Consider the following 16192-nt stretch of genomic DNA (forward strand, 5'->3'; position numbering starts at 1 on the left):
CGGTCTCCGCGGGTAGCCATGGCGCCGGCGCGGGCGCAGGCGGCCACGTCTCCGCCGGTAGCGGCGGCGTGAGCGGCCACGCCGGCGGCGGTGGCGGCGTTCACTGACGTCGGTCTCGACGGCGGGGCGGGTCGCGCAAGCGGCCCGCCCCGTTTCTCTTCTTCCACAAGTCCGGACCGTTCCCAAAAGTAGTAAGTCGATGCAATCGAAATTTCTCTGATCCGCGGTTATAAAGGTCGCGATTCAGGTTTCAAACTCCGGCATCGGGTAATAGTGTTAACGCCGTGTGAGACGTCGATCACGCGTCTCTCAGGACCGTTGAGAAGGAGCCGGACATGACCGGTAAGCATCGGACGACCCCGCGCAGGGTCATCGCGCGCCGCGCGGCCACCGCAGCGGGCGCGATCGCAGCCACCGCGGGACTCGGCCTCGCGCAGCAGGGGGTTGCGCAGGCCGACACCACGACGGGGCCCGACTACACGCAGATCATCACCGACTCGTCGAACACGCTGAACAACTCGCTCGAGGCCGCGAACAACGTCAGCGCGATCCTCAACAACGTCACCAACCCGGTCACCTCGGCGGTGAACGGAGTCGTGCCGGGGCTCCTGCCGACGGACTCGAGTTGGTACAACCAGGCGAACGTCTTGGATCCGGCCGATCTGTCGACGACGCTCGGTGACGTCGCCAACCTGCTCGACGTGACCGGAACCGACGTCAGCAACATCCCGGGCCTGCCGAGCAACGCGGTCAGCTCCACACTCGGAACCGGCTTGGGCGATAGCCTCAGCACTGTTGGCGGTGCACTCGGAGACGTCGCCGACGTCCTGGACGTTCTCAGTCCGGTGACGGGCGCCTTGAGCGACCTCAATACAGCGATCGAGCCCCTGAACGATGTGGTCTCGGACGTCAACAGCCTGCTCGCCACACTCCCCGGTGGCCAAGGGCTCGAGCTGGGAACGATCTCGGTACCGACGCTCAGCAGCCTCCTCAGTGCGCTCGGCGTCGTCGCGACGAACACCCAGTACGGCAACGACTTCGACTGGGGACTGCTCGGCATCAGCGGAAACACGACGGTCAACAACCTGTTCGTACAGATTCCGAGCATCTCGCTCAGCGGACTGGTAGGCACGGCGGTGGACCAGGTGGACGCCAGCCTCAGCAGCATCTCGGGCAACAACGTCGTCCTCGGCGCAGTCAACACCGTTCTCTCCGGCTCGGGCCTCAGTCTCAGCGACATCTCCGGCGATGTGGGCGATGTGCTCGACGACGCCGGCCTCGATGCCACGACGCCGTCGATCACCGCCTGGGATCCGACCGCCACGGGCACGTATACATTGCCCTTCAACGGCGCCATCGGCTTCTTGGACACCATGCCCGTACTCGATGTCGGCCCCCTCGACACCGACCTCGTCGGCGTCCCTGCCCTCTCGACGAGCGACACCGTCGTCGCCATCCCGATCACGGCGTACGGAATCACCTTCCCCGGCAACCTGTTCAGCTACGGCACGCTCAGCACGCCCGGCCTGGTCCTCCCTACGGCGACCGGAGTGTCCATGGTCGGCGGGACGTCCCTGTCGAACTTCGCCATCGCCGACCTCGGCTTCAACGACCTCACCGTGACGACCGGGCAGTCCTCCTACTACGGCACCAACGGCGTATACAGCAACAGCGGTGTCTCGGCGGCCACGCTCTCGGTCGCGGGCCTGACGATCCCCATCGAGTACTCGATGGGCAGCTACTACTACGGCACCACGGGGGTCGGCTTCACCCTCCCGTCGATCGACGGCGTCAGCCTGCTGCCTCCGATCGACATCGGCACCGTCCCCGACCAGACGTCAGACGACGGCCTCATCACCGCTTCCGTCATCAATACCCTCGTATCCACGGCCGGTGTCACGTCGACTCCAGTTACAGATGTCACCGGCCTGCTGGGCCTGGACAGCGGGATCCAGACCGTCGCGTCCGCCCTGGGTTCCGTATACACGCCGATTGCGTCGACCGTCGGGGGCCCGATCACGAGCTACCTCAACGACAACGTGGGCACCTGGGCCAACAACCTCGCGAGCGAGGCGAACAGCCTGTCGGGGAGCCTCGCGACGCAGACCGGCGACGCGGCGACCTCGCTCGGCGTCACCCCGAACTCCACCGCCCCCGCAGCCACTCCGGCGGTCGTACCCGCAGCGACGACAACCACTTCCCTGCTGGCGACCAACAAGGTCACGACACCCAGCACGACTACCGACACCACCAACGGTACGGCCGACACCACCAGCAGCACGACGAGCAGCACCACCACCAGCAGCACGACGAGCGGCACGACAAGCAGCAGCACGACCGGCGGTAAGGGAGTCGGAGGTGCGGTCCATTCGGTAGCCAGCGCGGTCCACAACGCGATCAGCGGGATGACGCACGGCGGCAGTGCCGGTAGCAGCTCCAGTGGGGGCAGCAGTGGCGGCAGCAGCCACGGCTCGAGCTCCGGTAAGACCGGCTAGCCAACTATAGCGGGATCGACTGGACCGCAGCACATTTGCGCGCCCAGCGACCACACCTCCTCGAGGCGACGGCCCCGGCACCATCGTGCTGGGGCCGTTTCGCAATGCGTTCCGGGTCGGTCGGGTGGACGCCGCCGCCACGAAGATCCACCGCAGTTACGGGGACGCCCCGCGGACCACGCGCCTCACAGTCGCGCGGCGAGCCAGCCGAGATCGGCGACGAACCGCCATCTCTTGCGTGCCGGGATACAAGCCGCGCGACGGCCGTTCGGTGCAGGCGGCGATACACCCGTGACTCGCAACCTCTTCGGCCACGCACAGCGAGACGATCAGCCGGTACCCGACGGGGCTCACAGGCCAGGCCGAGGCTGCGGCGCACTCGGCTGACGAAACGGTCGTCCGCAGAGCCGTGCAGCGGTCACATCGATCTTCCTGCGCGCCTTTGGCGGTCACATAACAGCTGCCCGACCGATCGGCTGTCGCGGTCCCCCAGCGGAGGTCGCACGCTCGCGCGGGAGGTGCCCCTGTGGGAAGACACTCTTCTCTATGCACATACGACCCACAGCTGGTGTGTGCGCAGTGCTGGACGAGTGGCCTAGCGTCGACGGCGGCCCAGCGCGACCTGGTGGGGCAGGCGGGGCTCGAACCCGCGACCAGCGGATTATGAGTCCGCGGCTCTAACCGACTGAGCTACTGCCCCGCAGCGCGAATGCGCCAGCGACACTCTACCGCCCGATTCGCCGAACCCCACCTCCGGGACGGCGAACCGTCGCACACTTGACCGATGATCCGTTTGCGAACGTCGACGCAGATGGGGCCCGTCAAGGTCACCATCTCCCCCGCCGCCCGCGCAGCGGCATCGAAGGGCACCGGGCGTCGGGCGATATCGGTCCGCCGGGCGGTGTCAGCCCGTCAGACGATCCCACGCAAAACGGGCCGACGCACGGCCACCAGCGACGACGCACGGGGTGGGGCGCGGATGCCGGCACCGTCGGCCTTGACCTCGGGAGCACATGCGGGCGAGCCTACGACGGCACCTGCCGCCTCCACGGCGAAGGCCGCAGCGGCCGCGAAGGCCGCCGGCGCGCGCCTGCGGGGTACGACGTTGACCGCGCCGACGTCCGCGCCGCCGCCGGTCGCTCCCGCCGGTTGGTATCCCGATCCGGACAACTCCAACGCCGTCCGGTGGTGGAACGGCCGTAAGTGGACCCGCCGCGTCGCTCCGCGCGCGTAGGCCGCCTGCCCGAGGAGACGAGGGCTCTTCACGGGCTTCCATGATGTCTAGCAACCAGTTACGAAGATCAGAGGATTCCCCCGCCAGCGTGACCGCTTGCGCCGCCGCTGACGCTAGCACAGGCGGGCGATCGACGGCCGTGCTCAGATACGCATACCGGGCACACCGGATGCGAGACCACGCCAGGAGGACGCGCACACGGTCGGTCTCGGCGACCGATGCCGGACCGTGGACCGCGCACGCATCCCTACCGGAGATCGCCCGCCCCAGCGGACGTCGCCGTCCCCAGCCGGGATCGCACACTCATTCGGGACCGTGATGCAGCGTAGAGGGGAGCACTGGCAGTAGGGCACCGAACGCACCACGCTGGCCGCGGCTGGGCACAACCGGAGTCACGACGGCGGCACGCCCGACACCGGCGGCTGCGACCGACAACGGGCCGTCCGACCGACACAGGGCCACACCCAGCCGAGGCCGGCACCGAGCCACTCACGCCGCGTCGGCGGCGGGGGTTGTCCGAGTGTCAGACCGCCAGGCTCGTGGGCAGTTCCCACCGGCACTCGATCGCGACCGCGTCGTACACGATCGTCGGCCGGTCGTCGTAGCTGGCCGTCACACGGCCGTACTCGTAGGTCACATGCGTGTGTCCCCTCGGCAGCGTGATGCTGGTTCCGTCGCCGAATCGGACTCTGATCGGATCCTTCATGTATAGAAGATGACACTAGAGTGACTGGTGTGACATCCACCACGCCCAAATCGAGATCATCTTGTGGCCGGTGACATGTCGGACCGTGACGTAAAGCGCACTTCGCCGCCATGCGGCCGTCAACTGATTCAGTGTGATAAATTGCCATTGTGTCATATCGCACACCGTGGGAAGAGCTACTCACGTCGCTACGCGCGCGGGTGTATGCGCTGACCGGGCGCGAGAGCACCTTGCGCGCCGCCTGTGCACGCGTGATCCCCATGATCCCGACGCCTCCCCCGATCACCGATCCAACCGAGCCCCCTGCAACCGCACTCGCACCGGACGAGGAATGACCGCGCGCTGGAGAAACCTGCGTGTTCCGGCGCGCAGAACAGGCACCGACGGCTTAGCGTGATCGCATGACACGCGCGCAGGAGCACGCCGAAGAGCTCCACCAGCTCGGCATCAGCAGGCCGACCACAGGCCAACCGGACGACGCGCACCGCGCATCGATCAGAACCTTCCTCTACCGCCTCGCCAGCGACATCGACGGCGAGGCCGACAAGCTGGGAGTCCCCGTCACTCAGTTGTGGAAGGCGCTCGGCGACGCGCTCTCCGACCTCGAGGCCGGAGCCGCCGGCGGCAGCGTGATCCAGAAGCTGGAGCACTACTTCCGCGGACTCGCCGACCACCGCTGACGACGCACAGCCGGCGACCACCGTCGACGGCTGGGAACACTACTGCGCCGGACGTGGTTGGCCACAACCGTGGAATCCGCAGCCGAGCGACAGCATCTGCACCCGCTCCTCGCCGGGCGAGTGAGCCCGTACCGATTCGACGTCGGCCATGTGCTCACCGCTGCGCAGTCCCGGCTGTTGCTCGAGGCCGCGGGCCACGCACCGTCGGCCGGGAACTCGCAGCCGTGGGGCTTCCGCCCGGCGCTCCGCGGCGACCCCGTACACCGGTTGATCGTCGGGCACCTCGCACCGAGCTCGGCCCGATGGGCCCCGGACGCCAGCGCACTCATCGTCACAGCCGCCCGGCGCGCGGTAGGCGACATGCCCTACTCGGATTTCGCGGACTACGACCTCGGGCAGGCGGTGGCGCACCTGACGATCCAGGCCGAGGCGATGGGCCTGGCCTGCCACCAGTTCCGAGCATTCGACCTCGGCGGACTGACCGACGACCTCCGCCCGGCGCCCGGCTGGGCGATCATGTCCGTCGTGGCGGTCGGTCGGTCCGTCGACGAGACGACGGCCACCCCCGACAGGATGGCCATCGACGAACTGGTGACCGCAGCGTGGGAGCCGGATCGGGCATGACCGGTGCCCGGGCACCGGGGCTCCGCGATCGCACCCGTCACAGCGGCAGCGGCGCGCCTTCGCGTGCACCGGGCCCGGGGCGGGCGATGACGGACGTGCGCTCCACGATCTCACCGCACCCGTCACACACCCCGCGCAACCGCACGTCGCCGCCGCACCCCAGGTGCACGAGGGTGACGGGCGGACCGGCCGGTGCGGACCACCTGTCGCCCCACTCCCGCATCGCACCGATCACGTGCCACAGATCGAGCCCCTTGTCTGTGAGCCGGTAGTCGTACCGGATCGGCTTGTCCTGGTACGGCTCTCGCATCAGGATCCCGTCCTCCACCAGCTGCTCGAGCCGCAGGGTGAGCACGTTGCGGGCGATCCCGAGCCGCTCACGGAAGTCCTCGAACCGCGTCACACCCAGCAGAGCATCACGGATGATGAGCGGCGTCCACCGCTCCCCTACGACCTCGAGACATTGGGCCACGGAGCAGTTGACGTCGGCGAAGCTGGTCCTGCGCATGCCTCCAGGATAGTCGGTTGCGTCAAGCAACTCACTCACCTACGGTAAGTTGCATGACAAAACTCGATGCGCTCGCTCCGGCGCCATCGGCGCCGGCCCGCCGAGTACCGCACCCCGCAGCGATGCTCGCGGTCGTGTGCATCGGCACGATGATGACCTTCGTCGACGTCTCGTCGACCATCGCCGCGCTGGCCACCATCCAGGCGGACCTGCGGCCGTCGGCGGCGTCGGCGGTGTGGATCACCAGCGCCTACAGCCTGGTGGTGGCGAGCCTGGTACTGGTCGCGGGCACCGCGGCCGATCTGCTCGGTCGACGCCTCGTGTTCGGCGCCGGCGCCGCCACGTTCGCGATCGGGAGCGCCTTTGCGATGGTCGCCGGGTCGACGGGAATGCTGATCGCCGCGCAGGCCGTGATGGGCGTGGGCGGCGCGATGGTGCTGCCGTCCGGCCTGGCGCTGGTGACCCACGCGTTCAGCGATCCGCACCGGCGGACCGTGGGTGTCAGCATCTGGGCGGGCAGCTCCGGGCTCGGGCTGGCGCTCGGCCCCGTCCTCGCGGGGACATTCGTGAAGGCCGGCTCGTGGCATCTCGCGTTCGCGACCAACGTGGTGCTCGGCATAGGTGCAGTGCTCGGCGCCGTCCTCGTCCTCGCCGAGAGTCGGTATCCCGGCCGTCGTCGGCTCGACCCCGTCGGCGTGGCCCTCGGCACGCTGACGGTGGCGACCCTCACATTCGCCGTCATCGAGGGCGGCACAATGGGCTACGGCTCGGAGACGATCGTCACCGCGTGGATCGTGGCGGTAGCCGCACTCGCCGGGTTCGTGACATGGGAGTCGCGCCACCCGTCACCGATGTTGGACGTACGTCTGTTCCAGTCGCCGTCGTTCAGCGCCGTGATGGCGGTGGCGGCCACCGCGATGTTCGGCTTCACCGGCACCGCGCTGCTGACCACGCTGCAACTGCAGCATTCCGCGGGCACGACCGTCCTCGGCGCCGGACTGCGCCTGCTGGCGATGTTCATCCCGTTCGTCGCCGCCAGTGCGTCCGCAGGGCTCGTCGTGCGCCGCACCGGCTTCCGGGTGATCCTCACTGCCGGCCTGACCCTCATGGCCGCCGGCGACCTCCTGCTCCTGCTGACCCGGCCCGGCCCGGACTTCGCGCGAATGCTGCCCGGTCTACTCGTCGTGGGCCTCGGCGCAGGCGTCCTCGTCGCACCGTCGACGGCGGCCGCGGTGATCAGTGTTCCCACCGCGCAGGCCGGCATGGCGAGCGCTGCCGTCAACATGTTCCGACAGGTGGGCAACGTACTCGGCGCTGCGGTGCTCGGCACGGTACTCACCACCGGATTCGCCGAGCAACTCGGCCGACGCCTGTCCACGGCGCACGTGCCCACCCCGGTAGCCGACGGTGTCGTGGCCGCCGCCGGGCACGGCGACGCGGGCGCCGCCGCGCTTCCGGCCCACCTGACGCGGGTGGTCGAGGACGCCGTGCGCGGTGCCTTCACCACCGCGGACCATCACGGACTGGTGGTGGGCGCCGCGGTCCTGCTCGTCGTCGCGGTACCCGCGGCGCTGTTCGTCCGGTCGCGCCCCGCGGCCGCCTGAGAACCGGCCACAAGAGACAAGAAGACAAGGGAAAAGGGAGAATCATCATGCTCATCGATAGAGCCACCGTCCTGGTCACCGGCGCCACCGGCGGCCTCGGCCGGGAGTTCGTCCGCCAGACCCTCGAGCGCGGCGCCCACAAGGTGTACGCGGGCACGCGCCGCGACCACGACTGGCACGACCCGCGCGTCGTGCCGGTGCGGCTCGACGTGACCGATGCCCAGCAGATCGCCGCCACCGCCGAGACCGCCGCCGACACCGGCCTGCTGATCAACAACGCCGGCGTGAAAGGGGCACCGTCGCTGCTCGCGTCCCCGTTCGAGGAGATCCGGGCGACCTTCGAGGCCAACGTCTTCGGCCCGCTCGCCCTGACCCGCGCGCTCGCACCGGCGCTGGCCGCGGCAGGCGGAGGGGCCGTGGTGGACGTGCACTCGGTGCTCAGCTGGCTCGCGCAGCCCGGCGCCTACAGCGGCTCCAAAGCCGCACTGTGGGGCCTGACCAATTCGCTCCGGCTGGAACTCGCCGGTCAGGGGACACAGGTGTTGGGCGCGCACCTCGGCTACACAGACACACCGATGACCACCCACGTGGACGCACCCAAGAGCGATCCCGCGGTGATCGTGGGACGGATTCTCGATGCGCTGGAGGCGGGAGCCGACGAAGCCCTGGCCGACGACGTCACGGTGGCGGTCAGAGCGGGGCTGGCCGGCGCGACGACTGGGCGTCTCGGCTGACGGAACGGCGGAATCAGTTGCGCGGCTGCATGGAACACGCAGCCGCGCACACGTCATCGACTGTGGGTGGCGGCCCGCCGCGTGGGCCGGGCCTCGCTGAAGTGGCCCGGCACCCGGCAGTGCACGTACGGGGTCTGCCACTCGCGGTTACCGTCGGCCTCGGTGTAGGCCCGGCGGATCATCAGCAAGCCGCCGCACACCGGACAGGGATCTGTGGTCTGCGTCTCAACGTACATACCACGACGCTACGCCCGTGCTCCTCGATCCGACCCCGGTTGATCTCTTCGGCAACGCACCGGTGGAAATCGGGCCCTTCTCAGGCGATTCGGCCTAGCCTTGCGTAGAGATCAACGGCGATCGAAGGGGCACACGTGTTGGACCACTACGACGTACGTGGCAGGAGGATCGAGTTCGGCATCCGGCCGGCGGTTCCGCAGCCTCCGCGGAGGCGCATCCTCGATGTGCTGACATCGCTGCTGAATGCCGCGGCCGACCTCGACTCGATGGTCTGGGCCGCGAAATACCAAGCGGCGCACGCAGAGCTCGAGCACTGAAGCGTCACGTGAGTGCCGACGGTGACGACCCGGCACCGTCGGCGTCGCAGACCCACGCCCCTCCGGACGCGGGCCTGCGAGCCGTGTCCGTCCCTTCTGGAATGATCGATGATGTGACGGCGAAGGACGTGACCCCAAGCCCGCAGGACTCCTCCGAACCGGACGATCCTGGTCGGGCTCGCGGCGCGCTCGCCTCGGCACGCGAGGCCGTGCACGCGCTGAACCGGAACCCGACCGCGGCCGGCGCCGTCCGGGCCGCTCGCGAGATGCTGCCCGGCGGACCGAAGAAGGACCTCTTCCGCCCGGAGGCCGAGTCGACCCAGCGTCTGAACGCCCTACTCGACCGCGTGATCGGCGAGGAGCCGACGGTGACACGCGAGTTCGGCAGCCTGTTCACCGCCACCTGGCAGGCCTTTCTCTCGCGCCGCGACGAGGACTACGCACCTCCGAAGCCGGTGACGATCCTGTTCACCGACCTGGTCGCCTTCTCATCGTGGGCCCTGCACCGCAGCGACGATGAGATCGTGCGGCTGCTGGACGCCGTCAACCGCACCACCCGCGACGTGATCCACCGGCACGGCGGCGTAGTGATCAAAACGATGGGCGACGGCGCGATGGCCGCGTTCGACAGCGACAGCGCCATCGAGGCGACCTTCGAGGCGGTCGAGGCGGTCGGGCAGATCGACGTGGCCGACGGATACCGTCCGATCCTGCGGGCCGGCCTGCACACCGGAACGCCGCAGCGGGTCAAGGGCGATCTGATCGGCGTCGACGTCAACATCGCCGCGCGCGTCGCCGAGGCCGCCAGCGGCGGCGAGGTGCTGGCGTCGGAGACCGTCTTCACCATCGCCGACCGCACCCGCTACCAACTGCGGCCCCGGCGGTTCAAGGCCAAGGGCGCGCCCCGGAAGCTGCAGGTCTACGCGGTGCGCCCACTGTACTGAGCGCTCACGCCGTGAAGAATTCGCTCAAGCCGAGGGCGCGCAACGCTCGGCGGTAGGCGACCGAGCTGCGGTCTGCCGCGATGTTGACCTCGAGCCGTGGGTCGAGCGGCAGGTTCTCGGGCTTCTGGATCTCGACGACCTCACGGTCCTCCTCGAAGATCCGGAGGTTGAAGTCGTGCACCTCCTGTTCCGGCCGGTCCGTGTCGAAGTTGCGGGCCAGCGGCGCGAACATGCGCGTCTGCCGCGCCGACACCGGGCTGGCGGCGTTCATGATCTCGAGAATCCCGTCGTCCGGGAAGTGCACCGCGATCGTCGCGGTGAACGGGACGAACAGCTCGAAGTGCCGCAGCCACTCGAACCCGTCCTCTCCACTCCTACCTCCGTGCGGGTAGTTGCCGACGGAGCTGCGGTAATCGACCTCGAACCCATAGTCGGTGCGCACCGGGTTGTATGCGGGCACCACCGCGTTGTCCGGGTCGCCGAACGTGCCCGCATGCACGAACCCGAAGTGCGCGACGTCGAGAAATCCCTCGACCTGCCGGCCGGCGAACGCCTTGACATCGAACCCGGCGAGGTTGATGTTCTGGAATCCGGGTCGGTCCCAGTGCCGCATCGCCGGCATGAGCTCCGGATAGGCGCCGCGGTCGAGCGACGTCCATACCAGCCCGTAGCGTTCCACGACCCGGTACGGCCGCAGGTGCATCCGCGCCGGGATCTTGTCGTCGGGATGGGCGGGGATGCCCACACACCGTCCGCCGGCGCCGAACCGCAGGCCGTGGTACCGACACGCGATCGTGTCACCGTCGCCGGTACCCGCGCTGAGCGGCACGCCGCGGTGCGGGCAGATGTCGTCCGCGACCACGACCTCGGTACCCGCGCGGTACACGACGAGTGGGGCGTCGAGGAGGCGGACGTGGACGGGTGCCTCACCGATGTCACCGGCGAGCGCCACCGGATACCAGTGGCGCGCAAGGATCCGCCAGTCGTCGGTGTGGAAGGTGCATTCGCGTGGCGGCGTCGATGGCGCGGTGTCTTCGCGAACTGCCTCGATGGTCATGGATGTCCCCTTCTCGGAGATGGCTGGGCGATGCTCGGAGACGGCCCGGCAGCCCCGGAGTGATCGCGTTCGGGAGACGCGTGCGTCGGGGCGCGCTCCAGCTGCCTGGCCGTGTCGACAGTGGGAGCACGGATCACCGGGCGCGCAGCCGCGACGTGGTTCCAGAGCGCCGTGCTGCGGTCGGGGATGCGTTCAGAAGCGCCTGCGGCCGTGGGCGATCCGGCCTGGAACCCAGGGGCCGCGGTGAGCGAGGGCGCGGAGATCCACAGCGGGTGCGTGCATCGGGTCCCTCCTCAGTCGGCTGCCGACGGTCTGTCCTCAGTCTGCGGCGTGGCGGGACGGGAGGCCAACTCCTGAACGTAAAACCTGGGTTACCGAGCGAGTACGATCAGGCGGTCGCCACGTGGACGCCACCGAGAACCGTGGACGAATCCCGCAGGTACGCGGGGCTGCTGGCGTCCGCAGTACGGATGGTGACCACGACCGCGTATAGCCTCCGCCCCTCGGGAACGGCCACGATCAGCGATGTCGAGGGTTGCGCTGGAGTGACGGAGTGCGCGGCCGCAGTGGAGTACGACACGACGGCGCTGGGGAATCCGCACGCGGTCCCGCGGCTCACGCTGGGCGCGGCCGTGGCAGCTGCGCGGAGACGGGCGATCTCGTCGTCGATCACCGCCCGCGGCGTGCGCGAGCCGGTGTCGTCCCGTATCACCACGTCGGCTTCGGGCGGGACGCCGCCGGCGCGATGCGCCGGGTCGACGACGGCGGCGCGGACGCCGTCGGTGAGCGGGGCCGCGTGCCATCCCGCGGGGATGGGGAGATCGACCCGCGGCTCGGCGCCCGAGCGGACCGCCGGCACCGTCGGGACCGATACCGGCTGACACGACGTGTCTGCGGACGCCGCCCCCAGGACGGCTGGACCGATGAGCGTGGCGACGGCGGCTGATGCGAGAAGCGTTCCCAACACCGCGGGCGCATGCGAGCTGCTTGATAGCACAGCTCACAATAACCCGTTATCAACGTGAATTCCAGATTTGCCGTCATATGATCTGCTACACACTTATCCAGAACGTGTGGACCATCTCGCGATCCGCTGGTGGTGCTCGGGCGACCGATGCGCCAGCGGCTGCATGGCCGCCGCCAGCGATAGGACCGAATCGAGCGATCCGGTCCGCGATTCCGACAGCAGACGCTTCGCCATCCGCAACGCATGCCCCGGGTTGCGGACGATGCGCTGCGCAAGCGCGTGTGCGGCGGGCAACAGCTCGTCGTGCGGAACGACCCGGCCGACCATCCCCCATTCGAGGGCGGTGGCAGCGTCCACCCGGTCGCCCGTGAACGTCATCTCGGCGGCCCGCTCGCTGCCCACCACGCGCGGCAGGAACCATGAGCCACCGTCGCCGGGGATCAGGCCGAGTTGCACGAAGCTCTCTGCGAAGAACGCCCGCTCGGAGGCTACGCGCATGTCACACATCATCGCCAGATCGCAGCCCGCTCCCACTGCGGCGCCGTTCACCGCGGCGATCGCCGGCACCTCGAGGCGGGCCATCGCGCGCGGAATGCGTTGGATGCCGGACATGTACGCGTACCGCTGCTCGATCGGGTCGAGGCCGAACATCCCCTCGCGGTCGGCCATCTCGCGCACGTTGCCGCCGGCGGAGAAGATCCTGCCCGCACCGGTCAGGATCACCGCACGGATCTCGACGTCGGCGTTGACGGCGTCGACCGCCCGCTCGAGGCCGTCGATCACGTCCGCGCCCGTGATCGCGTTGCCCTGGTCGGGCAGGTTGAGCGTCCACACCTGGACGGGTCCGTCGATGGCGATGTCGAGTGGTGCGTCCACGGACGGATTCCTGCTTCTCTCGTGCGCGCCGCCGTCGTGGCGTCACGGCCTGACTGCAGGTTATCGGGTGACGACGGTGCCGGGCCCGCTATCTGCTGAGGTCGATCGGGTCGCGCCACGCGACACCAGCCACGACCGGGCCGCACTCAGTGGCGCCGCAGGAACTCGGCCGTCGCCTCGGCCAGGCGACGGGGTTGTTCGGCCACCATGCAGTGGCCCGCCCCGTCGATCACGGTCCGGGATGCCCGGTCGCCGATCTTCTTCTGCAGGGCGAGCGAGCCGGCCGGCGGCGCGATGGCGTCCTGGCCGCCTTGCACGATGAGCAGGGGCGCAGTGCCTCCGCCCTCGTACAGCGATACCGCGGTGGCTCCGGATGCCTGCGTCTCGAGGAGCGCCGCCGCCGGATACCAGCCCGTGTACCAGACCGACGCGTCGTTGCCGGGCGCGAAGAATCCGTCGGCGACCGCCTTCTTGAACTCGGGGGCCGGCGTGGTCGGGCTGGTCACAGCGGCGAGTATCCGCACCGCCTCGGGTGCAGGCACGCCCGCGCCCGCACCCCACAGCACGATGGAACGAACGACCTCGGGGCTGAGCGTCGCGAGGCGCCGAGCCACGCGATTGCCGAAGTCGTGGCCGACGATGTGCGCGCGACCACCGTTCGCGCTGATGATCTCGCGGAGGTCGGCGGCGAAGTCGTCGAGCGTCACTGTCGCGTCGGGACGTGCCGGCGCGTCCCGCGTGGCTCCGGCCGCCCGGGGGTCGAAGCTGACGACCCGATAGCCCGCCTCGGCGAGAAGGACCGCGACCTGATCGAAATCCGCTGCGCCGCGGGCGAGACTGGGATGGATCACCACCAGGTCGCCTGCGCCCACGGACCTCAGCTGGAAGCACGACCCATCGGCGGATTGGAATACCTCGGCGGTGAGGGCCCCCGGATCGCCCGTCGAAGCCGGCGTCATCGATGCCGCCGGGCCGGTCCTGTCCGACGTGGAACACGCTGCTGTAGCCGCGCCCACTCCCACCACGGCCGCCGCGACGAACCCCCTCCGGTTCATGCGGGCCCTCCCGCACTGTTCACCGAGCGCCTCCTCGATCGCGACGCCGCGATCAGCCAGGCGGCCGAGAGGGCGATGATCACGACGTCCAGAAGTGGGTGAACGACGCTGAAGACGTTCTTCTGCACGACGAAGACCCGGATCACCCCGCTCGTGCCGCCGATCGCCGTGGCGACGATCGCCAGACATGCCGCGATCCGCGTGGGGCGGGCGATGAGGGCTCCCCCCAGGGCGGCGTAGGGCACCGCGAATGCCGCGGAGCCGATCACCGTCGAGGTGACGTGCAGCGCCCACAACTGGCTGAAGTGCGTCGTCGCCGTGATCAGCAGCAGTACACCTGCGACGCGGGGGCGGCGGTCGAGACCGGGAGACGGGCGGCTCATCAGTGGGAGATCTCCTGTCGTAGGCTCAGCGATCGTCGGTGCACACCGCCCCGTCACAATAGTCAGGTATAACTGACTATTATTCGACGCTAGATACACTGGTGGGCGATGTCAAACCCACGACGACGACTCGACGCAGACGGCCTGCTGATGATCGCCCTCACGACCGAGTCGCGTATCGGAGCACTCGCGCGCCGTGTCGCTGCGATCGCCACCGACGAGGTGCTCGCCGCGGCGGTCGAATGCGACCCGCGACTGCGGCTCGCCCACGTGAGGGTGCTCGCGGCCCTGGAACACGGTCCCGTTCGGGCGAGCGCGGTGGCCGCCCGGCTCGGCGCGACCAAACAGACGATCGGCCCGCTGGTGGACGAGCTCGTCGTATGGGGCATCCTCACGCGCGAGCCCGACCCGGCCGACCGGCGCGCGAAGCTGCTGCACCCCACCGCGTCCGGATCGATCGTCGGTCAGCGCGTTCTGGCGGCGGCCGAGGCGGTGGAACAACGCTGGCGCGTCCTCGTCGGCCCCGACGAGCTGGACCACTGCCGGAGAACGCTGTGGCGACTCCTCGACGGGCAGGATCGGGACGAGCAGAACTGGTAGGCGTCCGGTCACATCGCGGCTACGAGGCATCCGCGTCGAGCAGCCGGGCGAGGAGTGCGGCCAGCCGCTCGAGGTCGCCGGCCGGGAGGGTACCTACTGCGGCAGGCGGGCGGAGCAGGATCGCGTCGGCGGTCGCGACTGCCTCGCGCCCGGCGGCCGTGAGCGAGACCAGCTTCCGCCGCCGGTCGCCGGGGTCCTGTCGGCGTTCGACGAGCTCGTGCCGCTCGAGCTTGTCGACGACCAGCGTCGCATAGGGGGCGTCGAAGCCGTTGGCGTCCGCGATCGCGCGCAGGCTCATCGGGCCCCCACGGAGCTGGAACAGGACCCGCCCCCGACCGCCGCCGAGGCCGAATCCCAGCGCGTCGGCGAGTTCGCGGTGGCGGCTGTGGGATTGGACGAATCGCTGCATCAGGTCCCAGGCGCGGCGGGCGGGATCCTCGGTGGTCACCACGGCACCGTCCGGCCGAGGTAGTCGACGTAGTGCAGTCCCGGTGCACCACTGAGCGATTCGAGTGTTCGGACGACGTTCGGGATGCTCTCGTCGACGGTGAGCTTCGCGCCTTCTCCGCCGAGTTCGGTGCGCACCCAGCCGGGCGCCATGAGGACCAGCGCCCGCGGCTCGCCGGCATGGCGTGCCGCGTAGCTACGCATGAAGGTGTTGAGCGCCGCCTTGCTGCCGCGATACACCTCGTGCCCGCCTCGCTCGTTGTTGGTCACACTTCCCTGCCCCGAGGACATCACACCGATCGTCCCCTCGGATTCGATGAGATCCTGCAGCGTCTCTATGACGCGCAGCGGACTGAGCGCGTTGGTCACGAACACCCGGACGAAGTCGTCGGTGGGCGTCTGCGCGACGGTGACATCGGATCGACTCGTGACGCCGGCGTTCACGAACAGCAGACCGAACCGCCTTCCTGCCAGCCGATCTCGCAGCGCGTCGATCTGCTCCGGTTCCGTGACGTCGACCGTCTCGATCTCGATCGCGCCGGGGTGCGCGTCCGCGAGGTCGTGCAACGGGGTGCGGGCCGAACCGCGGACGGTGGCCACGACGTGCCGGCCACGGCGAACCCACTCCTGCGCCAGCGCCGATCCCAGACCGCGAGATCCGCCGATCAGCAACACATTCGAATTAGTTGTAGACATAGCAACTATTATGCGTCATACAACTAAT

Annotated in this window: 19 protein-coding genes and 1 tRNA gene; 9 read left to right on the top strand and 11 right to left on the bottom strand. The window is 69.2% G+C overall.

All coding sequences use genetic code 11. The features are described 5' to 3' along the window. Positions 1-335: 335 nt before the first annotated feature. Positions 336-2495 (top strand): beta strand repeat-containing protein, encoded by a 2160-nt coding sequence (locus tag ABD908_RS03930; RefSeq protein WP_344991171.1) that lies wholly within the window; start codon positions 336-338, stop codon positions 2493-2495. 623 nt (positions 2496-3118) lie between these two features. Here ABD908_RS03930 and ABD908_RS03935 read toward each other — a convergent pair. Then, positions 3119-3195 (bottom strand) — tRNA-Ile (locus ABD908_RS03935). 279 nt (positions 3196-3474) lie between these two features. Between ABD908_RS03935 and ABD908_RS03940 the strand changes: the two genes are divergently transcribed. Continuing rightward, a complete protein-coding gene (locus ABD908_RS03940; RefSeq protein ID WP_344991442.1) occupies positions 3475-3729 on the top strand; it encodes a DUF2510 domain-containing protein in 255 nt (84 codons plus the stop codon). A 523-nt stretch (positions 3730-4252) separates the two neighbouring features. Here ABD908_RS03940 and ABD908_RS03945 read toward each other — a convergent pair. Further along, complete coding sequence (locus ABD908_RS03945) at positions 4253-4435, bottom strand: hypothetical protein (protein ID WP_344991174.1); 183 nt, start codon at positions 4433-4435, stop codon at positions 4253-4255. A 401-nt stretch (positions 4436-4836) separates the two neighbouring features. Here ABD908_RS03945 and ABD908_RS03950 point away from each other — a divergent pair, with 401 nt between their 5' ends. Both ABD908_RS03950 and ABD908_RS03955 read left to right on the top strand, forming a co-directional pair. Beyond that, the gene (locus ABD908_RS03950; RefSeq protein ID WP_344991176.1) at positions 4837-5115 is read left to right on the top strand and encodes a hypothetical protein; all 279 of its coding nucleotides are present in this window, start codon (positions 4837-4839) and stop codon (positions 5113-5115) included. 69 nt (positions 5116-5184) lie between these two features. Further along, entirely contained in the window at positions 5185-5739 is a 555-nt protein-coding gene (locus ABD908_RS03955) for a nitroreductase family protein (RefSeq protein WP_344991178.1), read from the top strand. Positions 5740-5776: 37 nt separating this feature from the next. Here ABD908_RS03955 and ABD908_RS03960 read toward each other — a convergent pair whose 3' ends face one another. Beyond that, positions 5777-6247: a winged helix-turn-helix transcriptional regulator gene (locus ABD908_RS03960; RefSeq protein WP_344991181.1), complete on the bottom strand. Its 471-nt coding sequence runs from the start codon at positions 6245-6247 to the stop codon at positions 5777-5779. A 53-nt stretch (positions 6248-6300) separates the two neighbouring features. On the opposite strand from ABD908_RS03960, the gene ABD908_RS03965 reads away from it, so the two are divergent. Further along, positions 6301-7851, top strand: a complete 1551-nt coding sequence (locus ABD908_RS03965) for an MFS transporter (protein ID WP_344991183.1) — start codon at positions 6301-6303, stop codon at positions 7849-7851. 44 nt (positions 7852-7895) lie between these two features. Then, a complete protein-coding gene (locus tag ABD908_RS03970; RefSeq protein ID WP_344991444.1) occupies positions 7896-8585 on the top strand; it encodes an SDR family oxidoreductase in 690 nt (229 codons plus the stop codon). A 53-nt stretch (positions 8586-8638) separates the two neighbouring features. Here the strand turns inward: ABD908_RS03970 and ABD908_RS03975 are convergent, their stop codons facing one another. Beyond that, on the bottom strand, positions 8639-8821 hold the full coding sequence (locus ABD908_RS03975) for a hypothetical protein (protein ID WP_344991185.1): 183 nt from the start codon (positions 8819-8821) through the stop codon (positions 8639-8641). A 135-nt stretch (positions 8822-8956) separates the two neighbouring features. On the opposite strand from ABD908_RS03975, the gene ABD908_RS03980 reads away from it, so the two are divergent. Both ABD908_RS03980 and ABD908_RS03985 read left to right on the top strand, forming a co-directional pair. After that, positions 8957-9139 (top strand): hypothetical protein, encoded by a 183-nt coding sequence (locus tag ABD908_RS03980; protein ID WP_344991188.1) that lies wholly within the window; start codon positions 8957-8959, stop codon positions 9137-9139. A gap of 8 nt (positions 9140-9147) precedes the next feature. Then, complete coding sequence (locus ABD908_RS03985; RefSeq protein ID WP_344991191.1) at positions 9148-10083, top strand: adenylate/guanylate cyclase domain-containing protein; 936 nt, start codon at positions 9148-9150, stop codon at positions 10081-10083. Between the two features lie 4 nt (positions 10084-10087). On the opposite strand, the gene ABD908_RS03990 is transcribed toward ABD908_RS03985, so the two are convergent. From ABD908_RS03990 to ABD908_RS04010, 5 genes are all read right to left on the bottom strand, one after another. Beyond that, positions 10088-11140, bottom strand: coding sequence for a Rieske 2Fe-2S domain-containing protein (locus ABD908_RS03990; protein ID WP_344991192.1), 1053 nt, complete (start codon positions 11138-11140; stop codon positions 10088-10090). Positions 11141-11528: 388 nt separating this feature from the next. Then, the gene (locus ABD908_RS03995) at positions 11529-12107 is read right to left on the bottom strand and encodes an LpqN/LpqT family lipoprotein (RefSeq protein WP_344991195.1); all 579 of its coding nucleotides are present in this window, start codon (positions 12105-12107) and stop codon (positions 11529-11531) included. A 93-nt stretch (positions 12108-12200) separates the two neighbouring features. Further along, positions 12201-12983 (bottom strand): crotonase/enoyl-CoA hydratase family protein, encoded by a 783-nt coding sequence (locus tag ABD908_RS04000; RefSeq protein WP_344991197.1) that lies wholly within the window; start codon positions 12981-12983, stop codon positions 12201-12203. Positions 12984-13129: 146 nt separating this feature from the next. Then, on the bottom strand, positions 13130-14038 hold the full coding sequence (locus ABD908_RS04005) for an alpha/beta fold hydrolase (protein ID WP_344991200.1): 909 nt from the start codon (positions 14036-14038) through the stop codon (positions 13130-13132). Continuing rightward, complete coding sequence (locus tag ABD908_RS04010) at positions 14035-14421, bottom strand: hypothetical protein (RefSeq protein WP_344991203.1); 387 nt, start codon at positions 14419-14421, stop codon at positions 14035-14037. The genes ABD908_RS04005 and ABD908_RS04010 overlap by 4 nt, the downstream gene beginning before the upstream one ends. Before the next feature lie 108 nt (positions 14422-14529). Between ABD908_RS04010 and ABD908_RS04015 the strand changes: the two genes are divergently transcribed. Further along, positions 14530-15021, top strand: coding sequence for a MarR family winged helix-turn-helix transcriptional regulator (locus tag ABD908_RS04015; protein ID WP_344991206.1), 492 nt, complete (start codon positions 14530-14532; stop codon positions 15019-15021). A 19-nt stretch (positions 15022-15040) separates the two neighbouring features. Here the strand turns inward: ABD908_RS04015 and ABD908_RS04020 are convergent, their stop codons facing one another. Together ABD908_RS04020 and ABD908_RS04025 are read right to left on the bottom strand one after the other, a co-directional pair. Then, positions 15041-15469, bottom strand: coding sequence for a MarR family winged helix-turn-helix transcriptional regulator (locus tag ABD908_RS04020; protein WP_344991209.1), 429 nt, complete (start codon positions 15467-15469; stop codon positions 15041-15043). Further along, positions 15466-16164: an SDR family NAD(P)-dependent oxidoreductase gene (locus ABD908_RS04025; RefSeq protein WP_344991212.1), complete on the bottom strand. Its 699-nt coding sequence runs from the start codon at positions 16162-16164 to the stop codon at positions 15466-15468. Before ABD908_RS04025 ends, ABD908_RS04020 begins: the two co-directional genes overlap by 4 nt. Between the last annotated feature and the right edge of the window lie 28 nt (positions 16165-16192).

The sequence above is a fragment of the Tsukamurella soli genome, from assembly GCF_039541155.1.
Lineage (GTDB): Bacteria > Actinomycetota > Actinomycetes > Mycobacteriales > Mycobacteriaceae > Tsukamurella > Tsukamurella soli.